This window comes from Chryseobacterium sp. FR054 (assembly GCF_056844565.1).
This window is the reverse complement of the sequence record NZ_JBXDSA010000001.1, coordinates 587187-608037: the sequence shown is the minus strand read 5'-3', so window position 1 is coordinate 608037 and position 20851 is coordinate 587187. Positions and strand designations below refer to the sequence as shown.

Here is a 20851-nt window from a genome sequence, read left to right as displayed (position 1 = left end):
GGGGCTTTATTTTTTTAACTTTTATTCTTTTTAAAAACAGGGAAGCGTTCATCATTGAGATCTGGCCCTGTCTTGCCTTTAGGCTTGGGATTTAAATACTTTATTTCTACATATACTGTGTCCGTGTATGAAGGATTGAATTCGTCCAAATATTCCTGCAAGTCATTTTCGTTATCAAATACTGCTTCAATATCTTTGTCAGCGTATTCACCAACTACAAGCATAAAAATTTTCTTTTCCATATTTTATTTTGTTATTGCCAACTCCTTTCCTTTAAGTGCGAAGAAAAGGTTTTGGAATTCATGTACGTATCTTATTTCGAGTTCATCATCATAATCTCCAATTTTAATTATCCAACCCTTAGATGGACGGCAAATAAAATCCCTGTGGGAAATACCACTGTCCAATGTGTATTCAAATTGATTTGCATATTCATCATCTGGATCATACTTTTGATCCTCAAATCCTACGCTCGATTCAAACCCAAACTTAAGCAGCCATTCCTCAGTTAAGGGGATAGGAATACAATTGTCAGGATGAAGATCATTGATATATACAGAATCTCCAAGATGTTTAATAAGATAAACATATTCTATGTTTTCATCCTTTTTGTCCAGTATATAATTCCCTATTCTCAATTCGTTTGCTTCCATAAGGCGAATTTAATTATTAAAATGGTCTTTGTAGTATTTTTCAGCAGAATATTCACGCATTCCTTTATTTTCGCATTCTTCATATCCCGAATTAAATGCATCTATAATAGCCTTTTTGAATTGATCTTCAATACTTGTAAAAACATTTTTCTTATTTTTTTTTGCCAATGCTATTAAATGCTCACCGCCATCTTCAATAAATGTTAATTGATGTTCATGATACCAAGAAGCTTCCCTTCCATTATCAGGAAAAATAACACCGTAGTCTTTATCATTATGACCGGCATATTTATCTTTGTAACTGTATAATATTATAGCATCTTTTCCTTTGACGAAGTGTGACATGCTTTCGCCTAAGTCGTCAGCAATTCTTACTAGATTTCCTCTTTTATACTTTTGCATATTTCAAATTTAAGTTATTTTAAAGAATTTCTCTATTTGTTCGAATACCCAATCAAGAAAATAGGCTTCATGTTCATCGTTGTTCACGTCTAGCATAATTCCCCGGTCCCGGAATACCAGATTAACAACGTGCTTTGCTTCATGGGCTATAACGCTGTTTAATGGAACAGAATTAAAAGCCACAATGTATTCAGAGATTCCGGATTTTGTGTAGTTGGTTAATACAGTTCCGCATGTTCTGACAGTCATAGGATCGCCGGGTGAATACTTCTGGTTTATTGCATCCCAACTATCAACCTGGTACAAAATCAATCTACCATCATAAATGGGGATCTTAATTTTTTTACTCCTCATTAGGCAATTGCTCTATTTGTAATAAAATTTGTTCAGCATCCTCTTTAGTCTTCGGCTGAGTAATGTTCTTGAATACTAACCCATTCTTAGGAGAGGCCCCAGATATAGTCTTATCCTTATGGAAAGTAAGGCAATTCCTGGTCTTCTCTGTTAATTCTTTTTGGTAATTGTAGCAGAATGTTTCTCCGTTTGCTTGGCGGATAGTTTCTTTTTCGTATCCTTTTTCTTCTAGGAAGTGGTAGAAATTAAAGTTGCTCATATCTACCATTCAATAATTAAACAATCCTTAATGATTCCATTCCAGTCACCACGATATACCTTAAAGCCTGCAGTCTTTAGGAAATTTATATTCTCTTCATCTATGTAAATGAAATGTTCGATGTAAGTTTTGAATTGAGTAACTGGAAGATTACTAATGTCTTTAAGGACATCTTCCCATAAGATTGATTTCTTTTCAGGTTTTTTCATTGTTTTTATTTTGATAAATTAATAGATTCCGAAAGTGTAAATAAAACTTTTGGCAATTGCTTTAATGCTTCTATCTGTTTAGCTCGCCTACAAGTGTCACAATAGGTTAAGCTCCACCTAAAGAAAACATCTGGACGTTCGTCATTCCAAACTTTAAACTCAGCGGGTTTTTCATAAGCAACACCACATGTTTCACAATTAAGTTTTAAATTTTCCATATCCTTTATTGTTTAAGCCACTCAATTAAATTTTAAAAACCTTATCAACGAATTCTGTTTCTTTTTGATTCCTGAGCCATTCTAAAACCTTTTCTGTATCAAATAGAACCTTAGTTTTTTGTTTTCGGCTTTCATAGCCACCCATAATGATATCTTCTGGGAGAAGTTTATTCTTTAATAGCTTATGAATTGAGCTTCTATCTTTTCCGATTACCCTACAAAACTCTTCAAAAGTGAGAGTGATTTTCTTTACTCTCTCTATTCTATAAGCAGTCTCCATCATATCAATCACAAGCAAATCGGCTGTTCTTTTCCTTAGTAGTTCGTCCATAATTAGTTTTTATATGGTTATAAAGTAAAACTTTAATTAACTACTGCTAAATTACAAAAAACCTTATTGTTATGCAATATTAACAAAACTAATTTTGAACATAATAAATAACAATCTAAGTAATGTTTGAACAAGAGATCCTACAACAGCTAAAAACCAGATACAAGAATCTGGGGTTGAGCGACACCATTTTGAAAGCCAAAGCAAAACAATTGTCTAAGGCGGTCGAAAAACAGGAAGACATTGAAAACGCAGTAGCAGGGGTTGAAGATGACCTAGCAATATTCCAGTCATTCGCTGACCAAAACAGAACGTTGGCAAAAGAAATCGCAGATTTGAAAAAGGAAAAAGGGGCAGATCCAAAACCTGAACCTACACCAAATCCGGAGCCTCCAAAATCTAATCCAGCACCAACGGGCGACGAAATTCCAGCATGGGCACAGGCTATTATCGACAGTAATAAAACATTGTCGGAAAGCTTAACTGCTATCAAGGAAAAGGAGATGGCACAGACCAATGCTCAAAAGTTGCAATCAAAACTAGACGAACTCAAAGTCTCCAAAACTATCCAGGCATTAATTCCTGCCGGGCTCACATTTGAGAACGACGAAGCTATCGAGAAATACGCAAATGATATGAAAACAAAGTCAGATGCTATTGCTCAGGAATTCGGGAATAGTGCTTTAGCTGCAACAGCAAAACCGCTTTTCGGTGAAGCTAAAAAGGAAGGAGATGTTTCGCCTGATGTTCAAGCATACCTAGATGCTAAAAAACCAGTAAAAACCAATGAATAATATTAACGACGATTTCCAAGCAGGGAGACAGATTGTTGTTTTTGATCAAATTGACGCTACCTATCCGGGTGGAGTTCATATTTCAAAGACAGATGCAGCAGCTCGTTTCACTAATGGAGTTATTCCCGCCGGAACAGTAGTGGTTCCGGACACAGACGGAAAATGGAAGGTTTTAAACGTAGCCTTAACAGCAGGAAATTTAGCTGGAACAATCGGATTAGTAAGTCATGATATTAAAGTGGATGATTTCCCTTTAGCATCAATCGTAATGTCTGGAACCGCTAGAATTGACGCTTTGCCTGACTTAGAAAAAACAGGTGCAGCCTTATTGGTAAAAGCTTTACCAAGAATCTCCTTCATCTAAAAACACTAAGCAATGATTATAAATGCAAATAACATAGTACCGGAATTTTCCGCGTCAAATATGAACGCAATCATCAATGCGTACACTCTGGGAGATTTACAGTATAGAAACTACTTCCCGCTGCAATATCAAACCGACCTAACGTTTCAAAACCTTGAATCCACAGTATCCGCTAAAGTAATGGCAGATATTGTTTCAATTGGTTCTAAGGCACCAAGAAAAGGAAGAGATTTCATTGCAGCAATGAAGGGAGAAATTCCAAAGATTGAGATTGCAAGAGATCTTGACGAGCATGATCTTATTAAAATCCAGCAATTAAGAAATGCGGTTCAGCTAAATCCTACAAATGCAGCTATTAAGAACCAGATGATCGATAAGATCTACGGTGATTCTACTTTCGTATTGGATGGTGTAAATGCAAGAGCCGAACATATTGCCAAACAATTTGCATCTACCGGGAAATATAAAACTACTGTTGCAAATAATTCCGGCGGTGTTGCAGACATTTCCATTGACTTCAAAGTTAGAATTGTCAATGCATCTAAGGACTGGTTCACTGCAACAGATGCAGATCCGGTAAAAGATATTCAGGCATTACAAACAGAGGCTTTAAGCAAAGGGTATCGTTTCTCGACAATAACGGTAGATCAAGCAACAGCAAACCAGATCCCTATGATTAAGGCGATGCAGGAGTTTGTGTACGGTGTTGCAAATAATGGAGGTACTACTCAAATGTTCAGGCCGACTCTGGAAATGATCAATACAAGGCTTGCTCTTTACGGACTTCCTACAATTAGAATATGGGAAACTTTCGTGAATGCTGAAAACAAAGCAGGGGTATTGACAGCTACAAACGGCTGGGAACCTGGTAATGTATTATTGTCAGTGTCACCTGTTCTGGGCGCAACGCAATATACTACTACTCCGGAATTCAATATGACATTCGGTGATACAACTTCTCAGACCGTAAGCGATGGATTTATTTTAGTAAAAACATTTGGTGTGCAGGATCCAATTCTTGTATCCACAAAAGCAACAGCCTTTGCGCTTCCGGTACTGAATGACACGAAGAAAAACGTAATTCTGAAAACGAAACTAGCATAATGACTATCGGGGAATACATACAAGAAAAATTCAATCTCTGGTCGGTCGAATATTCCGAAGCTATGGTAAATATCGAGGTTGCTCGTATTGGCTTGTCTGCTTCCGAAATCATGTCCGAAACAACTAATCTCGATAATTTCTTTTACAACGTAATCCCCGACATCATTTCTATGCCTTCAAGTATTTCTGAGGGTGGTTATTCTATCTCCTATGATAAAACCGCTCTCTTGAAATACTACTCAATGGTAGCAAGGAAGCTTGGAAAACCTGATTTGTTCTCTGAAAATACAATCACTGATATCACATCGAAATGGGGATAAAGCAATTTCCTTACACACTGAAGGTATTTAAAAAGTCGGAAGGACAATATAATCCAGAAGACGGGTCATTCACACCAGGAACTGAAGAATGGGTTACTGTATCAAAGTGTAGAGACGAGGGAAACGGTGGGGGAAATAGAATAGTAACCACAGACGGTGAAATATACGTCTTCGGAGCTGTTGTTTACCTGCCAAAATCAAGCCCATCAGTTGAATTAGGGGCAAAGATTAGGGTGAGTGACAAAGAAGGAAATACGAGGCTAGAAGGAGACAATAAATTATTCAAGAAAGAACAACTACACGCCAGACTATGGGTTTAACGTTAGATAGCTCCGGATTCGAAAGGCAGATTGCTCAGGCAACTCAGGAAATTGAAGCCAAAATGGTCCAGATTCTTGCGGATGCCGGGCGAACTATTGCAGCAACGGCAAGAGCAAACGGAAACTATCGTGATGTTTCAGGAGATCTGAGAAATTCAAACGGGTATCTGTTGATGATTGATGGTGTGATCAAGGCAGAAGAGTTTCTTTCGGGTAATGGAGGGTCAAAAGCCCGAGCATTAGCATTGCAGGTTTCCGATGCTTCAAGGGGAGTTATTTCATTGGTTGTGGTAAACGGGATGGATTATGCTGCAAAAATAGAAAGTAGAGGCGCAGATGTTCTTACTTCTGCTGAGCAATTCGCCAAAAGAGCCATTCCTCAAATGATAAATCAACTGAAACAATGAAAACAGTATTAGAGGCAAAGCAGTGGATTTTTGAGCTGCTGACTCAGTCAAATATCAGATCTGTTATTTCCGGTAATATTTACAAAGACAAAAGACCGTCCGGAAGCAAGAAAGAGGACATTGTCATTAATGATATTTCAATGGATAATTCCTTTCTACAAGATGGAGTCTTTAATGTAAACTGTTACGTTCCGATGCTGTCGGTGAGCCTTAACGGAGTCACCCAGTATATGCCAGATAGCAATAGGCAGTTAGTAATTGCCCAGGCAGTAAGCCCAGTATTACAGAACATCTTCCGCCCAAAGTTTAATCTCACAGTAGAAAGTCACAAAACCTTTGAGGAAGAGGCAGAAAACGCCAATTATATCAATTTCAGAATCAATTTAAAAGCATACAACTAAACTAAAAATACAAAATACAATGGCAGGACAAATTAATATCGGAGTTGCTGAAATAGCAATAGGTGCGATCGCAGCCGATGGAGATATGGGAACAACATTAGCCCCACTAGGCTATACAGAAGAAGGATCTGCCCAGCTCAACTGGGACGATCCAACGGAAACAGAGTTCAAGGTTGAAGAGCTTTCAACTCCTATCCATATTCAAACAACAGACGGTAAAAGAACTATATCATTCAAAATTGCTAACCCGGACTTAGACACATTTGTGTCTGTTTTTGGTGGCACAAAATCAGGTACTGGAGCTGCGGAAGTTTTCAACTTCCCATCAAACACACCAGTAATCGAGAAATCTTTAAAGTTCACTCCGGAAAAAGGAATCGGGCTAAAGATTGCTCGAGCAAAACTTTCAGCAAAACTTTCCTCCAATATAGGTAGAGCTGCCTTAATGGGGGTTGAGGTAACGGCTACCGTACTTCAGCCGAAAAAAGCAGGTGTCGCACCAATAGTAGCCTTTAATGTCTAACAATAAAGCCTATCTCCGGGTAGGCTTTTTTTAACAAACTATTCACATGGAAAAGATTGAATTAGAGAAGGAGGAGTTAGAATTGTTGGTTGGGCAAGGATACAGCTTTACTACCAATTTTTTAGGAAAAGAAAAGACCTGGCATATCGGCAAGATCACAATGGGGAAAATGCTAAAACTTGCAGCAATTTCAATTAAAATAAAAGTGGATGAAGAGGTTCTTTCAAATTCTGATTTATCTGTCCAGTTGCCTGCGCAATATGAAGCGGTAAGGGATAATGCAGAATTATTAGCCGAAGCAGTAGCGGTTGCAGTTGAAGACGAATACCGGGAGGTACTACCGAAGAAGTATCCCCAATGGCTGCCAAAATTCGTAACAAAACATATTAAGAAAGAAGTAGAGCAAATCCCTATTGAAGAACTCAAAGAACATTTCTTAAACTCTCTAAACAGTAAAGAGATAATGGACTTCTCTTTAGAACTCCTGAAATTCTCCAATTACCAAAATTTTATGACCTCTATCATCTTGATGAACGGAAACAGGCCGACCAAAGCGATGACGGTAGAGAAACGGGGCTAAAGACAATATACGGAGCAATGGGGCAAATCTGCCACCACTTCGGATGGACTTTAGACTATTTGCTTTGGGAAGTAGATTGGCGAATAGTGCAACGAATGCTCATAGATGCGCCAAAATACGAAACCTCGAAAGAGGAAACAAAACCTAAGAAAACTATCAATCTTTCTGAACAAACATCAGAAGACTTCATAAATCAGCTATTTAATAAGTAATGAACACCAATAACGGAGCACTTTATTTCGGAGCGGGAATAAACCTGCAACAATGGCGCAGAGATGTAGACTCTATGCGTAGGGATATTTTGGGCCTTTCACAGACAACTGTGCAACAATCCCAGGTTATGAACTCCGCTTTCAAAGATGCTTTTGCCGGACTTGCAGGGTATTTCTCTATTACTGCAATAAAAGGATTTATTACGGAGCTTATCAATATTAGAGGGGAATTTCAGAAAACTGAGATAGCTTTTACTACCATGCTGGGAAGTGGTGTAAAGGCCGCTGAACTAATGAGCCAAATGGTAGATCTAGCAGCTAAAACGCCTTTTGGACTTCAGGAGGTTTCCGCTGGTGCGAAACAGTTGCTTGCTTTCCAGATTCCTGCCAATCAAGTTGTTGATATTCTTACCCGAATGGGAAATATAGCTGCAGGACTTGGAGTTCCTCTTTCCAGAATCAACCTTGTTTATGGCCAAGTTAAGGCCAAAGGAAAATTAATGGGGGATGATCTCCGTCAATTCACAGAAGCCGGCATCCCTATGATTGCTGAACTTGCTGCTAAGTTTGGCAAAACCGAAGCAGAAATCACCAAAATGGTTTCCGCTGGCAAAATTGGTTTCAAAGACGTGCAAGACGTTTTATTCTCCCTTACCAACGAAGGAGGAATGTTTTATAATTTGATGGAAAAGCAATCAGCATCTCTGTCAGGAAAAATTGCCAATCTTGGTGATACCTGGGATCAGATGTTGAATAAAATAGGTGAATCGAATGAGGGGATATTAAATGATGCTATCGAAGGCGTTACTAAACTGGTGGAGAATTATGAGGAGGTTATTAAAGTCCTTCAGGTCCTAATAGTCACATATGGAGCGTATAGGGCGGCACTTATCGTCACCAACTCATTACAAGCCGGAGCAGTCGCACCCGCGGTTATTCAAGGGTTCAGAAATTTGATATTACTTATCAGGGGAGCAACAGTAGCACAGTCAGCATTAAATGCGGCTACAATATCAAATCCTTATATTTTACTAGCAACAGCTATTGCGGGTCTTATTGCAGTGGTGATTACTTACAGAAAAGAAATAGACAACCTTCTGCATGATTACAGCGCTCTGGCTCAACAGATCAAATACAACGAAAATGTTCAAGAGAAATATGCTAGTACTTTTTCAAAAGGAATAGTTGACAACCGAGAGAAAATAGTTTCCCTGATTGCAGTAATAAACAATGAAAATTCAAAACTAGAAGACCGGAAACGAGCGTATGAAAACTTAATTAAAATAGATGATGCATTCCGGGGTGCTCTTGATGAACAGTATCGTGCCACATATAGATTAGGAGGGGCTTTTGATTATGTTATCGAGAAAATGCAACGATTTGCCCTTGTGCAGGCGGAAATGGCTGTAAAGACAGAATATCTGAAACAAAATGCAGAAGATGAGTTCAACCTTTCTATTGCAAAAGTTAAATATGCAGAGGCCGAAAGGGCGGCTAAAAAATATGGAGACTTGCTGAAACAAGGCAAAATTAGCATAAAGGAGTATTCTGAATATATGAAACCTTTTGAAGATGTTGCAGTAAATCTGATAAAAAGCCAGAAGGCTGTAAACGCGTCCCGAAAAGATGTTGATTATGTGAATAAGGCAGAAAAAGAAAAGCTGGAAACACTTTCAAAACAGGCTGTAATTCTTAGTGCTCAGTTAAGAGGAGGGAAAATGCAAGGGAAAGTAATCTCTGAAGAAATGAGATCGGTTCTTATCAGAAAACTCAAAGATGTGAAAGAGGAGATGAGGTTGAGAATGGGTGAGGTGATGGAAGAAATCGCTAAAACAGATCCAAAAAAATTAGGTTGGGCACAACAAATAAAAGAACAGATTGATGCATTGGAAGCAGAAGCCGATAGCGCGCAAACACAAGCCGCATATCAAAGGATTCGCGCTAAAATTGATGCATTAAATGAGAAACTCCATCCGAAAAAAAAGAGAAAAGAAAAACAACAACAATTAGCTGAATTTCTCCCACTTGGATCACCAGAACAAATTCAACAACAAATTTCTTTGCTTGACAAAGCTATGTCATTAGTAGAAAATGGCATGATTAAGCTTAGAAGGTTGGATAAATTTGGTAATGATAAGGACAAGGAAGGGAATCCATTTCTAACCGGTGAAATTATCAGCCTGGAAGAAGCTGGTAAAAGAAGAGAAGCCCTTGAAGATAGGCTTAATAAAATCCAATATAAAAATTTCCAGGAGAAGATAGACGAATCAGAAAGGCAATGGAACAACTATTACCGTATGGCAGAGTACTACGGTAAAGAAGTAGCAGATGCTCAGTATAGAGAATTGTTTAAGGGAGCTGAAAGTTACCTTCAATTTCTTCAAAAACAAGAGGCAGCCTTAAGTAATTTGGCGAAAAAAGGTCTTCTCTCTGATCAGCAGAAACAAGATTTAACCTTCCTTCGTGATAAAATAAAAAGCTTAACAGGAATCGACACGCCTTTTGAAAATGTCAAAAAAGGAATTGAAAGTGCACTGAAAAATATTCCTTCTCTTGTTGATCAGTTAGAATTTATTAATAAATCACAGGATATAAATAAGTTTCTGACAGGTGGGAAATCTAATGCCTATTTTGATCAAAATAAATACTTTGAAGGTCTTAAAGAAAGCGTACTACAACAGCAGCAGGATCTTTACACACAGTTCGAGAAAGATCATCAAACATTTGAACAAAGGAAAACTGACATCACAAAAAACTATGATTTAATCCGAACAAACATACAAAAACAGAATATTTCTGATGTAGAGAAAGCCAGACTGATAGCGGAATCAAACAAGGCAGAAACAAAAGAAATCTCTGCTGCCAGCCTTGAAGCATTTCAAAAGACAGATCTATGGGTTAAAGCCTTCGGAGATTTAGATAAAATTGGACCAAAGACCTTGTTGAAATTAAAAAAGGGACTCGAAGAATTTATTAAATCCGATAAAGGTAAAAGCCTAGCTCCAACTGAGCTGAAAGAAACTCAGGAACAAATAAAAAAGCTTAATGACCTTATATCGTCAAATAACCCATACAAGGCAATAGGAATTGCAGTAGACATATATAAAAAGAAAAGAGAAGAGCTCAATGAAGTTGAGAAAAAATCTGGAAAGGGCAGTGATCAATACATAGCAAAGCTTGAAGAAACTCAGCAAACTTTTGTTGATATAGTTGAAGTGACAGGATCCGCAGCAAAAGCTACTGTTGATGTAGTTTCGACAATAGGTGATGCTTTTGGCGGACTTTCGGATGATTTAAAACAAACATTGGCAGAAGTGCAACAGCTAATTGATGGTATTATTAATACAGTTGCAGGCTATTTCTCTGGAAACTATGGCCAAATGATTTCTGGTATTGTACAAATTGTTGGGGCTATGGTAAAGCTTTTATCCGGAGACAAGGGAAGAGAAAGGCAGATTAAAGAATGGCAAACAGCAGTTGATGAATTAAAAACATCATATAATGAACTTCAGCAAGCAATAGAAAAAACAGCTGGAGAAGCATCTTTGTCGATGAATAGAGGGCTAATTGAAAACCTCGAGGAACAGAAGAGGCTGTTAACCCAAATGCGTGATGAGGAGTCAAACAAGAAAAAGTCCGACTCTGGCAAAATAGCATCGCTTAATGATCAGATTAGCCAAGTAAATCAACAAATCCAAGATGTTTTAGATAATTTCAAAAAGTCTATTACAACGACTGAATTTAAAGAATTGGCAACAAAACTGGCAGATGCTCTTGTTGAAGGGTTCGGCAAAGGAGAGGATGCTGCATTGTCATTTGAAAAGGTAGTTGACGAAGTCATGCGAAATGCGGTTATCAATGCTCTTAAAGTGAGAATTCTTGAGCCTGCAATGAAAAGTTTTGTAGATGGATTATATTCTGCAATGGGTTATGGAAATGGCAATGCAAATGCAAATGTTGATAAAATAAAGGAATATGAGAGTAAAATTGCTGAAATCGATAAAAAGATTAAGGATAAAGAAAGTCAAACATACACTCCTTATCTAGCCCAAGAGGTGTTGGATTTAAAAAAACAAAGGCAAGATCTTTTAGATTTAATAGGGAAATTAAAAGCAGCTATGGCCGCTACTCCAGCAGGAGGGGCTTTTGATGGTTTGACACAGGAAGAGATAGACAAACTTAAAGAAGGCCCGCAGGCAGCTATCAAAGAATTTTCAGCTTTACTCGCAGCGGTACAAGAAGCATTTCCTTCGCTAAATGAAGCCACACAATCATTGAAAGGCGACATCAAGGGAATCACCGAAAAGACAGCCGGAGCATTAGAGGGACAGGTAAACTCAATGCGAATATTACAGGCTGAGGTACATAAGATTCAGAAGGAAAGCCGGGACGTACTACGTAATCAGCTTTTGATCCAGGTTCAGATAGAGAAGAATACACGCCCTCTAGAGGGTATTTACAAAGAAATCAGAGATTTAAATTCTAAAGTAAAAAAAGGCGCTGCCGGCATACCATAATGAACACACAAGACATTTACTTACAGGCAAAACAGATCGGGCTTTCCCGCCAATGTGATGAGAGAATGACATCTGATCTATCAATAAGGAATCTCTGCGAGATGTATTTTGATGGGGACGACTGGTCAATGATGCACGACTTCCCGAAGGTTGAAGTTCTGCGAGAGTTCAGGGGCAGGAGTGAAGTGTTTGGCATCTTTACCGATTACGTTGGAATGCCAAATAATCTGGCTAAAGCAGCGTTCTTCGGAAACTCCGATATAAAGATGATCTATAACGGCTTTTCGGTTTCTCAGATTGTACTGCGACATAATACCAAAGCAAAAATTACTGCTTCAGAAAATGCAATTGTCATCATTAACCTGCTGGATGATTCAGAATTAGACATTGACTGTATCGAAAATGCCAGGGTAGAAGTTTTCCAATATGGGGGCAAGGTAAAGTGTTCCGGAGATGTGCGAATTCATAAATCAAGTTTCAAATGAGTGAGGTAAGATATTCAATTAACGGAAAGTACTTTAGAGACTTCGATGTGTATGTTAACGAATCGAAAGGACTGCTTGACAAATTGAAGCCACGAGAAAGAAAGACATATACCTGGGTAGAATACCACGGCCGGCAGATCGATAAATCGGCCCCTAAATATGAAGCGCGGGAAATTACATTAGCATGTTGGCTGTTTGGCAATAACGTAGAACAGCTTGTGACCAAGTATAACGCTTTTATGGCAGAGTTTGACAAAGCCGGGAATCAGCGTCTTATAGTTGAGCCTTTCGGTTATAAACAATTCGTGTTTGACGTGGTGCTTAACGATAAATCGGATCTCGCAAAGACTTTTAGAGATGGCCGGATGTTCGGGGAATTTTCATTGATGCTGTTAGAATCGAATCCGATAAAGAGAGTGTTATATATTCCGACAGGTGTTTTGAGCCTTTCTTACAACTCCACGTCTGAAGCAGAGATCACATTTAGCGACAATACTTCAGTGACAGTAAAGGGTAATGCATCTGTCGCCGGAAAGGTTCTCCCAGGTAGAACAGTTACATCCTACGAATTTGACGGCAGAAATATGATGGCAAAAAGTAATTTGGAATTAGGGGCCTATTTGCTTTCCAATGGAGAAAAACTTCAGTCCGATTACTATATAAGATCGATCAATCCGATTGTTGTAAAGCCTAGCCAGATATATCACATGAAATTATACAAGAACGGCATAGGCAATTGGTCATTCACAGTGCTTTTCTACAACGAACTCGGCTGGTATATCGGATATGAAAAGTACGGGGAGGAAGCGTCATTCACAACACCTCCGAATGCTAAGTACATAAGGTATAACATATTCGATAATCCGGAAGGTACGAAGCTTTTAAATCTGGGGTGGTTCAACCAATACATAAACGTAAAAATTGAAAAAGGAAACATCGCAACTGCATTTTCGCAGGCTCCGGAAGATGAAAGATATATAGTAATCGCGGGAAACATTGACGACATCACCAACTTTCAAACCAATGCAGTAGTTCTATGGGACAAAATATAATCAGAAACAATCAGCCTCTGTTTGATTTAGTAGCACAGGGAAAAAGAACAATACTTAGCGCGTCTCTTAACCAGCAAATGCTGAGTGATGACACTGTAAGTATTAGGGTGTCATCAGATTCGGCACTTGATATAAAAATAAATGACACCATTGTTGTCTATGGTGAAGTATATCGTATAAATTCACTTCCTTCTGTCGATAAAAAAAGCAACAGTTATTATGAGTACGATATCCAGGCCCAGGGGCTAATGTATGATCTGCTGAGGTGTAAATTTTTCAATGCTGATTCAGAAGGGTATAAACCGGATATTGATTTTCCATTGACAGGGACAATAGAGGTTTTCCTAACCTGCCTGAAGAATAATATGTCCCGGCTGTCTGACCTTTGGCAGATCGGTAATTTTGCTAATGGTGAAACCAAAACCCTCACTTTCGGTAATGACAACTGTCTTTCAGCATTGCAGAAGATTTGTTCAGAGTTCAAGACGGATTTCTGGGTGAAATTTGAGAACGATAAGTTTGTTATTCATACCGGAGACTTTGGCAATACACTGCCGGTTACTTTTGAGTACGGAAAAGGAACCGGTCTTTACAGTTTATCCCGGAAAAACGTTAACGATAACGAAGTTGTCAACAGGCTTTATGCATTTGGTGGATCAAATAATATTCCGGCCGGATATCGAGATTTCAGTCCAAAACTAAAATTGCCCGGTGCAGAATACCTGGAAGATATTAATCTCATCAAAGATATGGGATTGAAAGAGGGCATTCTTGAATTTGAAGACATATACCCAAAAAGAATGGGTAAAATTACAGCCATATTGAATTCAAAGTATAAGTTCCAGGACGACACGATGGACTTTGACCTCAATGAAAAGGAAGCGGACGGGGTAACAACAAAATATCTGATTGCTGGAACATCTGCTAAGGTTCATTTTAATACAGGTAATCTGGCTGGCTATGAATTCGAGATTAAAAAAGGGGGGTATGACCATGCTACCAAGACATTTGAAATTATCCCTTTCAAAAACGACAAAGATCAGAGCTTTCCGGACCCGGAGTCAGAAGCATTTCAGTTTGCCGTTGACGATGAGTATGTTATTCTTGACATCATAATGCCACAAACGTACATTGATAATGCAGAACAGGAGCTGCTGGAAAAAGCAACAGAACAGTTTGATCTTTATAAACAGGCAAAAGTATCATATGATTTGGAGATTGATCCGGAATATATCAAAAAGCTCACTCTTCAGGATTCTCTTAAAATAGGAGATTATGTCCGTGTAGTAGATCAGCCTTTAGGCATAGATAAAGTCCTGCGGATTAATCAGATTACCCGGACCTTCATTGAGAATGGAGAAAGAAACGATTATGATTTCAAAATAGTGATTGCCGACGGGTATGAGATAGATTACAACTCGCAGATGATTCTGGACATAAAGGACATAAAAAACGTAATGTCAATTACAGATTTGGGAACCGTCAATTTTTCAAGAATAGGAGTGAGGACGACTGAAGAGCTGAAGAATCTTACATTTGATCCCGATGGTTATTTTGATGCCGACAATATCCGGCCGGGGTCCATCGAAACCGGTATGATCTCTGTCGGGTCCCGAAGCCAGCAGATAAGTCTCTCATCTGTATTTTACGTGAATGTTGATGGCGTGGCAAATAAAGTTACTATCAATCCCGGCGTACTGTACTCTCAAACAATGGAGAAAACGTGGAACGTCTCCGGAAATACAATTGTACTTCCCGATAATAACTGGCGGTATGTGTATGGTAAGTGTAGCAAGTTCAATGACACCGGAAGTGTTGTCCTTACGCAGACTAAAATAATGTTTGATGAAGATCCTGGCTATTACCATTTTTTAATTGGCATACTGCATTCGGTTACAGATGGCCTGCGCGTATTATCAATCACCATAGGCACAACTACAATCAACGGAGGGCTTGTCAGAACCGGCATAATCTCATCTCTTGATATGCAGACTTATTTTAATCTTGATAATGGGGAAATAAAAGGGAAGATCAAGTTTTTAAATGGCTCAGACGGATTTACATCAATTAATGGTGGCGTACTGATGTCCCAGGTCATAGAGGTTGGTAACGCTACAACAAAAAACGCATTTATCTCCAGCACAACGGACGCTGGCGACACCACTGGAACGAGTATACGATTCGGAGCGGGAAAAGACTATGCAAACAGAAATACGGCACCTTTCCGGGTACAGCATAATGGAAAAATGATTGCGGAAAACGCAGACATAAAAGGTAAAATAGATGCGCTGTCGGGATCTATTGGCGGTGTAGACGGGTGGAGTATCACTGCTTCAACACTAACCAGTACTGCAGGAAGAATTCTTTTTGGCACGCTGGATCAATTTGGAATGCTTACAACAGGTGTGACAATTTCAGGAAATAACTTTCCGAATTCAACGACATATAAAAACAGGTTTCAAATTAACAGTTTCAGAAATGAAGGAAATATTAATAACGTAGGATCTGTCATTTCGGCAAGTGGGAATAATATAGATAATACAGCCATAGATGTGGGTTCGTCTGGCGGAACAAATAACAATGCGATATATGTCAGATCGGGAAATGTTTACGTATCGAGTAGCGCAAATTTAATTTTTGAAGCAGAGTTTAATGCAATTGCAACAAATTACACATTCGCAGGAACGACTTTTAGACGTGTAGGCTATACAGGAGTTAAAACAGTCGGAGGTGTTAATATGCATTTTTCTAACGGCCTTTTGGTCATGACAACTTAAAACAATGAAAGAATTTATAATAAAGAATCTCCTATCGATACATTCGGGCGGGATTGGCGGGAAAATATGGGCTTCTTTTCAGTTAGCAGCGGTTCCGGCCGTAGGGTTAACCATATCGGAGCGTCTTACGGGATGGTATGTTGAATCATACGTATTTATTTTCATGCTCGGATTCGCACTGATAGCAGATCTTGTGGCCGGAATATGGAAGCATATGAAGCTCAATACATTTTCACCGAAAAAGATGGTTATGGGCTTCTGTCAGAAGATCGGGCTTGTAATTCTGGTTTACTTTTTAACAGAAGCCTTCATCCAGATCATTTCAGATGCTGACTTGGATAGCGTTTATTTCAAAGTAGCAAGTAAGATAATGATATTCATTTACCCGGCAGGTAATGCTTTGGTAAATATCGGGATCATAACTGACGGGAAGTTCCCGCCATTGGCTTTTCTGAAGAAGTTTGAAAAGTTTAATAAAACGCTGGACATAAGAGATTTTAACCTCAAAAATAAAGGAGATGAAAACGAAAATACTGATAATAATCCTGTTGAGTAGCTTCCTGCTCGGTTGCCGGACCAAACATAAAACGTCTTTCTACTCAAAGGAAGGAAGAACAGAAATTGAACGTATTCAGCTGGATTCTGTTAAAGAGAAAGCCGTTAAGGAAACAACAAAGAAAGTTTCAGATCAAATGATCAAAAAGAAGCTGGAAGATTTTTCTGGCGATATTGTGATCCGGGGGAAAGCAGACACGCTGAATCCGCTGATCTTTCATAATGTAGTTTCCGGAGATACTCTGCAAAGCATAGTGATACGGGGCTCTGCGGATTATTATATAAATAATCACTACCGGAAATCAGCAGAAGAAAAAAATGAAACATCCAACGAAGAAAAAACAAACATCATCCAAGAAGCCGCCAAAGAACTTGTTTCTAAGAGCACAATAAAGGCCGTTGCTGCAGAAGTGGTACAGAAGACAAAAGAAATTAAATCTACCGGATTTCAGGCGGGCTTATGGATCTTGCTTATAGTTACATCAATAGTAGGAATCGTAATATTTTTCACTTATAAATACTTAAAGAAATGAGAACATCACAAAGAGGGATTGACCTCATAAAAGAATTTGAAAGCCTGCACGATGGCGATTTGAAAAAGCCTGGGCTTCAACCAAAAATGGACCCTGTTGGAATATGGACTGAAGGATACGGGCGTGCTATGCGCGACGATAAGGGTAATTTCCTGAAAGGATCCGGGAATAAATCCATAGCAGAAAAAAGAGCTACAATAAATACAGAAAAGCAAGCAGAGTACGCATTACGTCAAGATCTGGCTGTTTACGAAAATATTGTTGCTAAGAAAATAAATATTCCAATTACTCAAAATCAGTTTGATGCTTTAGTTTCTCACACCTATAATACAGGCGGATCTGATGGGCTTTTTAAACTTGTCAATGACCGGGCACCAGGAGCGTCAATCCGGAATTGGTTTCTTACAAAGTATATTACTGCACAAGGAGTAAAACTTAACGGGCTGGTTCGCAGAAGAAAAGCTGAAGCAGATTTGTTTTTCTCTAAATAAATAATCCCCACGTCTGAGGTGGGGATTATTATTAGTTATTGTCGATTAAATCTCTCCAAAGTAGCTATAACATAATCCATGTTTACAGCGACAGAATACCCTGAATTTTTAGCATCATAAATACTTGTTATAGTTCCATAATAGTTATTACTAACTGGAAGTTTAGTATTATGAGGAATAAATTGAATAAGGATTCCGATTAGATATTGTTTTATGAGACCATGGCTATGTTGTGTATATTGGAAAACAGGGCCTCCACTATTTCCAGGATGAACTTGACAGTCTAAAACTATGTAGCCTTTTTCATTGTATATTTGAGATACCATTCCTTTTCTAACTAAAGGTAAATCAAAATCAAATTGTTTGTCATTTTGTATTTGTAAAGAAGTTGGATAACCAAATATGCCGACGTCATGTCCAATTTGGACTAAATTGCTTGTTAAAATTGAAGCTCCTGGTACAACAAAAAAAACTCCAGGCCTAGGGTTGCTTTCAACTATTCCTTCGGTAAAATTAGCATGTTTTGGACTCATTTCATTTTCAAAAATATCAATAGCGATTATGTCGTTTTTTTCATCAAAAATTACTTTGCTATTTTTGCTTAATATAACCATATCCATCGTAAAGCTGCTTAGAAAATAGTTATCGGAATTCAATTCTTTTTTTGAGTATTTGACTAGGACAGTTTGGCTTAGAAATTTGTTGTTTTCCATGTTTACAAAAACGTGTTTTGCAGAAATCAAATATATACGGTTTTTGTATTCCATTAAAAAGGCAGTGCCAGAATATTGATTAATTTCAACATACATTGGGTATGCTAAATTATCTTTAGATATAGGTAACATGTTTTTTTCTGCAATATACAAATAAGACTGTAAGGTTATTAACGGATTTCCGTAATTAATATTTATTTTGTTTTATTAAATTTGTCCCATTTTCAATTTTGATAGTTTTCAAATGCGCCCGACTGCACTTGTGATAGTTTATCATAGGGTTTCTTAGGTAGTATTTCTTTCGATTCTTTTTTTAATTTCTAATTTTTTGTGGATAACTTTTTATTGCGTCAAGTTCTGTCGCATAAAGGGTTTTGCTTTGCGGTATGAAAATTTAACATTGGTTTGTTCTGTTTTGGTTCAAAATGTACATAACTTTGTGATATGGAAACGAACGGAAATTTAGAGTTATTTGTATTGGAAAGCGCGGAACCTGTTGTATTAAAGCCACTGGAAGAGCGTTTGCATGCGGGAGGATACGGAGCGTTTCCGAGTGCTGCACTTGATTTTCCGGATGAATCGATTGATTTTTTAAAACTATTGGTTAAGGATCCGGTGACGACATTTCCAGGAAGAGTTTCTGGAGACTCTTTAAAGGATATAGGTATTTTGAATGAAGATTGGTGCTTGATACAAAAAGGTATCGAAGCTAGGCCCAATGATCTTGTTGCAGCAATCATCGAAAACCAATTCTTTATTAAGCGGTTCAGACCACGGTACGGAGCCGGGAATCAGATCAAAGAACTCAAGCTGCAGTCGGCCAATGTTGAATTTTCGGATTTTGATATAACCGATGAAACGGAATTCTTCCTTTGGGGAGTGGTTACGTGGACATTCAAAAACTGGCGAAAATTATGATAGCACTTATTGACGGCAACAACTTTTACGCATCATGCGAACGAATATTTAACTACGGATGGCGGGGCCGCCCGGTCGTTGTCCTGTCAAATAATGATGGTTGTGCGATTGCCCGAAGTAACGAAGCAAAAGCCCTGGGAATTCCGATGGGGGAGCCTTACTTTAAAATCAAACAGCTAGAAAAAACGCACGGCCTTGTGGTATGTTCAGCGAACTTCGTGCTATATGGGGACATCAGCAATAGAGTAGTGCAGATCACGCGCCGGTACTGCAATGATATTGAGGTATACAGTATTGATGAATCTTTTTTATTTCTTGACGGATATTCAGATCAGCATCAGAGAATGGTAAATCTTCGGAGAGATGTTCTCAATGGGTTGGACTTGCCTACCAGTATCGGGATGGCCCCAAGTAAAACGCTGGCCAAAGTCGCTAATAAGATAGCGAAGAAATTCCCGGACAAGACTGGTTCCGTGTACATGATCGACACGCATAAAAAGCTTGAAGCTGCATTAAAATGGTTTCCAATGGAGGACATATGGGGGATTGGCCGGAGATACCATGAGCGGTTTCGGAATTATGGTGCCCATACCGCATGGGATTTCACACAATTTCCAGATGATTTTTTACGTCAGGAAATGGGGATTCTCGGTGTGCGAATGAAAAAGGAGTTACTGGGAGCCCCTCAGTATACCATGAGTGTTCCGGAGCCAAAGAAAAACATATCTACAACACGGACATTCGATACAGGACATGCTGAGTATGATTATGTACATGAGCGAGTTTCTACCTTTGCATCTGAGTGCGCCCGGAAACTCAGAGAACAGAATTCTTGCTGTCGGCATGTGACTGTTTTTATTACTACTGATCGATTTAAACAGAATGATGTACAATACTCAGATTCGTTTACAGTTACTTTACCTAATCCAAGCAGTTCATCAATTGAGATTTCAAAGTATGCTAAAAAGGCACTGGATAAAATATTCATTGCCGGTCCTAAATATAGAAAGGCTGGAGTTATTGTAGGAACTTTCGTGCCTGAAACCGAAAGGATGACCAGTATGTTTGATCAGGATTTTCACGATAAACACACCCCAATAATGCAGGCAATGGACGCAATGAACAGCCGCCTGGGTAAGCAGAAGGTAAAACTAGCGTCTATGGACGTTCAAACGATTTGGAAAATGGATCAAAAACACCTGTCTCCGAAATACTCTACAAGCTTTTATGATTCAATAATTTTGAAAGCGTAAAAGCGCATGTTGGAATTAGTACATATTTGTTTTTAAGTGATTGTAAATCAGTAATTTACTGCGCTTTGTGATTTTCAGTATTTGGAAATTTATTTAATTAACGTAA

The 20851-nt window shown here is 38.5% G+C and carries 28 protein-coding genes; 19 read left to right on the top strand and 9 right to left on the bottom strand.

The window, feature by feature from the left end; genetic code table 11:
* Positions 1–14: 14 nt before the first annotated feature.
* Genes AC106S_RS03050 through AC106S_RS03015 form a run of 8 tightly spaced genes read right to left on the bottom strand, consistent with a single transcriptional unit; the run spans position 15 to position 2426 of the window.
* Positions 15–242, bottom strand: coding sequence for a hypothetical protein (locus tag AC106S_RS03050; RefSeq protein WP_482437660.1), 228 nt, complete (start codon positions 240–242; stop codon positions 15–17).
* Between the two features lie 3 nt (positions 243–245).
* Positions 246–653 (bottom strand): hypothetical protein, encoded by a 408-nt coding sequence (locus tag AC106S_RS03045; RefSeq protein WP_482437659.1) that lies wholly within the window; start codon positions 651–653, stop codon positions 246–248.
* Between the two features lie 9 nt (positions 654–662).
* A complete protein-coding gene (locus tag AC106S_RS03040) occupies positions 663–1055 on the bottom strand; it encodes a hypothetical protein (protein ID WP_482437658.1) in 393 nt (130 codons plus the stop codon).
* 9 nt (positions 1056–1064) lie between these two features.
* On the bottom strand, positions 1065–1409 hold the full coding sequence (locus AC106S_RS03035) for a hypothetical protein (RefSeq protein WP_482437657.1): 345 nt from the start codon (positions 1407–1409) through the stop codon (positions 1065–1067).
* On the bottom strand, positions 1399–1668 hold the full coding sequence (locus AC106S_RS03030; protein WP_482437656.1) for a hypothetical protein: 270 nt from the start codon (positions 1666–1668) through the stop codon (positions 1399–1401). Before AC106S_RS03030 ends, AC106S_RS03035 begins: the two co-directional genes overlap by 11 nt.
* Positions 1669–1670: 2 nt before the next feature.
* On the bottom strand, positions 1671–1877 hold the full coding sequence (locus AC106S_RS03025; protein ID WP_482437655.1) for a hypothetical protein: 207 nt from the start codon (positions 1875–1877) through the stop codon (positions 1671–1673).
* A 5-nt stretch (positions 1878–1882) separates the two neighbouring features.
* A complete protein-coding gene (locus AC106S_RS03020) occupies positions 1883–2095 on the bottom strand; it encodes a hypothetical protein (protein ID WP_482437654.1) in 213 nt (70 codons plus the stop codon).
* A gap of 25 nt (positions 2096–2120) precedes the next feature.
* Positions 2121–2426, bottom strand: coding sequence for a hypothetical protein (locus AC106S_RS03015; RefSeq protein WP_482437653.1), 306 nt, complete (start codon positions 2424–2426; stop codon positions 2121–2123).
* Between the two features lie 122 nt (positions 2427–2548).
* Between AC106S_RS03015 and AC106S_RS03010 the strand changes: the two genes are divergently transcribed.
* From AC106S_RS03010 to AC106S_RS02930, 17 genes are read left to right on the top strand one after another with little or no spacing between them, the layout of a single operon-like run.
* The gene (locus AC106S_RS03010) at positions 2549–3220 is read left to right on the top strand and encodes a hypothetical protein (RefSeq protein ID WP_482437652.1); all 672 of its coding nucleotides are present in this window, start codon (positions 2549–2551) and stop codon (positions 3218–3220) included.
* Positions 3213–3584, top strand: a complete 372-nt coding sequence (locus AC106S_RS03005; protein ID WP_482437651.1) for a hypothetical protein — start codon at positions 3213–3215, stop codon at positions 3582–3584. Before AC106S_RS03010 ends, AC106S_RS03005 begins: the two co-directional genes overlap by 8 nt.
* A 60-nt stretch (positions 3585–3644) precedes the next feature.
* The gene (locus AC106S_RS03000) at positions 3645–4688 is read left to right on the top strand and encodes a major capsid protein (RefSeq protein ID WP_482437650.1); all 1044 of its coding nucleotides are present in this window, start codon (positions 3645–3647) and stop codon (positions 4686–4688) included.
* Positions 4688–5008 carry a DUF6706 family protein gene (locus tag AC106S_RS02995; RefSeq protein ID WP_482437648.1) on the top strand — a complete coding sequence of 107 codons (321 nt, stop codon included), beginning with the start codon at positions 4688–4690 and terminating at the stop codon, positions 5006–5008. Before AC106S_RS03000 ends, AC106S_RS02995 begins: the two co-directional genes overlap by 1 nt.
* Positions 4999–5328, top strand: a complete 330-nt coding sequence (locus AC106S_RS02990) for a hypothetical protein (protein WP_482437647.1) — start codon at positions 4999–5001, stop codon at positions 5326–5328. Before AC106S_RS02995 ends, AC106S_RS02990 begins: the two co-directional genes overlap by 10 nt.
* Positions 5319–5735: a hypothetical protein gene (locus tag AC106S_RS02985; RefSeq protein ID WP_482437646.1), complete on the top strand. Its 417-nt coding sequence runs from the start codon at positions 5319–5321 to the stop codon at positions 5733–5735. Before AC106S_RS02990 ends, AC106S_RS02985 begins: the two co-directional genes overlap by 10 nt.
* Positions 5732–6136: a hypothetical protein gene (locus AC106S_RS02980; protein WP_482437645.1), complete on the top strand. Its 405-nt coding sequence runs from the start codon at positions 5732–5734 to the stop codon at positions 6134–6136. The genes AC106S_RS02985 and AC106S_RS02980 overlap by 4 nt, the downstream gene beginning before the upstream one ends.
* A gap of 19 nt (positions 6137–6155) precedes the next feature.
* The gene (locus tag AC106S_RS02975; protein WP_482437644.1) at positions 6156–6659 is read left to right on the top strand and encodes a phage tail tube protein; all 504 of its coding nucleotides are present in this window, start codon (positions 6156–6158) and stop codon (positions 6657–6659) included.
* A 46-nt stretch (positions 6660–6705) separates the two neighbouring features.
* Positions 6706–7239 carry a hypothetical protein gene (locus tag AC106S_RS02970; protein WP_482437643.1) on the top strand — a complete coding sequence of 178 codons (534 nt, stop codon included), beginning with the start codon at positions 6706–6708 and terminating at the stop codon, positions 7237–7239.
* A 17-nt stretch (positions 7240–7256) separates the two neighbouring features.
* Entirely contained in the window at positions 7257–7451 is a 195-nt protein-coding gene (locus tag AC106S_RS02965) for a hypothetical protein (RefSeq protein WP_482437642.1), read from the top strand.
* The gene (locus tag AC106S_RS02960) at positions 7451–11968 is read left to right on the top strand and encodes a tape measure protein (RefSeq protein ID WP_482437641.1); all 4518 of its coding nucleotides are present in this window, start codon (positions 7451–7453) and stop codon (positions 11966–11968) included. Before AC106S_RS02965 ends, AC106S_RS02960 begins: the two co-directional genes overlap by 1 nt.
* Complete coding sequence (locus AC106S_RS02955; protein WP_482437640.1) at positions 11968–12453, top strand: hypothetical protein; 486 nt, start codon at positions 11968–11970, stop codon at positions 12451–12453. The genes AC106S_RS02960 and AC106S_RS02955 overlap by 1 nt, the downstream gene beginning before the upstream one ends.
* A complete protein-coding gene (locus AC106S_RS02950; RefSeq protein ID WP_482437639.1) occupies positions 12450–13505 on the top strand; it encodes a hypothetical protein in 1056 nt (351 codons plus the stop codon). Before AC106S_RS02955 ends, AC106S_RS02950 begins: the two co-directional genes overlap by 4 nt.
* A complete protein-coding gene (locus tag AC106S_RS02945; RefSeq protein ID WP_482437638.1) occupies positions 13490–16282 on the top strand; it encodes a phage tail protein in 2793 nt (930 codons plus the stop codon). The genes AC106S_RS02950 and AC106S_RS02945 overlap by 16 nt, the downstream gene beginning before the upstream one ends.
* A 4-nt stretch (positions 16283–16286) precedes the next feature.
* Positions 16287–16838 (top strand): hypothetical protein, encoded by a 552-nt coding sequence (locus AC106S_RS02940; RefSeq protein WP_482437637.1) that lies wholly within the window; start codon positions 16287–16289, stop codon positions 16836–16838.
* Positions 16801–17370, top strand: a complete 570-nt coding sequence (locus AC106S_RS02935; protein ID WP_482437636.1) for a hypothetical protein — start codon at positions 16801–16803, stop codon at positions 17368–17370. Before AC106S_RS02940 ends, AC106S_RS02935 begins: the two co-directional genes overlap by 38 nt.
* Positions 17367–17861: a lysozyme gene (locus tag AC106S_RS02930; protein ID WP_482437635.1), complete on the top strand. Its 495-nt coding sequence runs from the start codon at positions 17367–17369 to the stop codon at positions 17859–17861. The genes AC106S_RS02935 and AC106S_RS02930 overlap by 4 nt, the downstream gene beginning before the upstream one ends.
* A gap of 35 nt (positions 17862–17896) precedes the next feature.
* Here the strand turns inward: AC106S_RS02930 and AC106S_RS02925 are convergent, their stop codons facing one another.
* Positions 17897–18706 (bottom strand): S1 family peptidase, encoded by an 810-nt coding sequence (locus tag AC106S_RS02925; protein ID WP_062699805.1) that lies wholly within the window; start codon positions 18704–18706, stop codon positions 17897–17899.
* A 312-nt stretch (positions 18707–19018) separates the two neighbouring features.
* On the opposite strand from AC106S_RS02925, the gene AC106S_RS02920 reads away from it, so the two are divergent.
* Both AC106S_RS02920 and AC106S_RS02915 read left to right on the top strand, forming a co-directional pair.
* Positions 19019–19492, top strand: a complete 474-nt coding sequence (locus AC106S_RS02920) for a LexA family protein (RefSeq protein WP_482437634.1) — start codon at positions 19019–19021, stop codon at positions 19490–19492.
* On the top strand, positions 19489–20745 hold the full coding sequence (locus tag AC106S_RS02915; RefSeq protein WP_482437633.1) for a Y-family DNA polymerase: 1257 nt from the start codon (positions 19489–19491) through the stop codon (positions 20743–20745). The genes AC106S_RS02920 and AC106S_RS02915 overlap by 4 nt, the downstream gene beginning before the upstream one ends.
* The last annotated feature ends 106 nt before the right edge of the window (positions 20746–20851 follow it).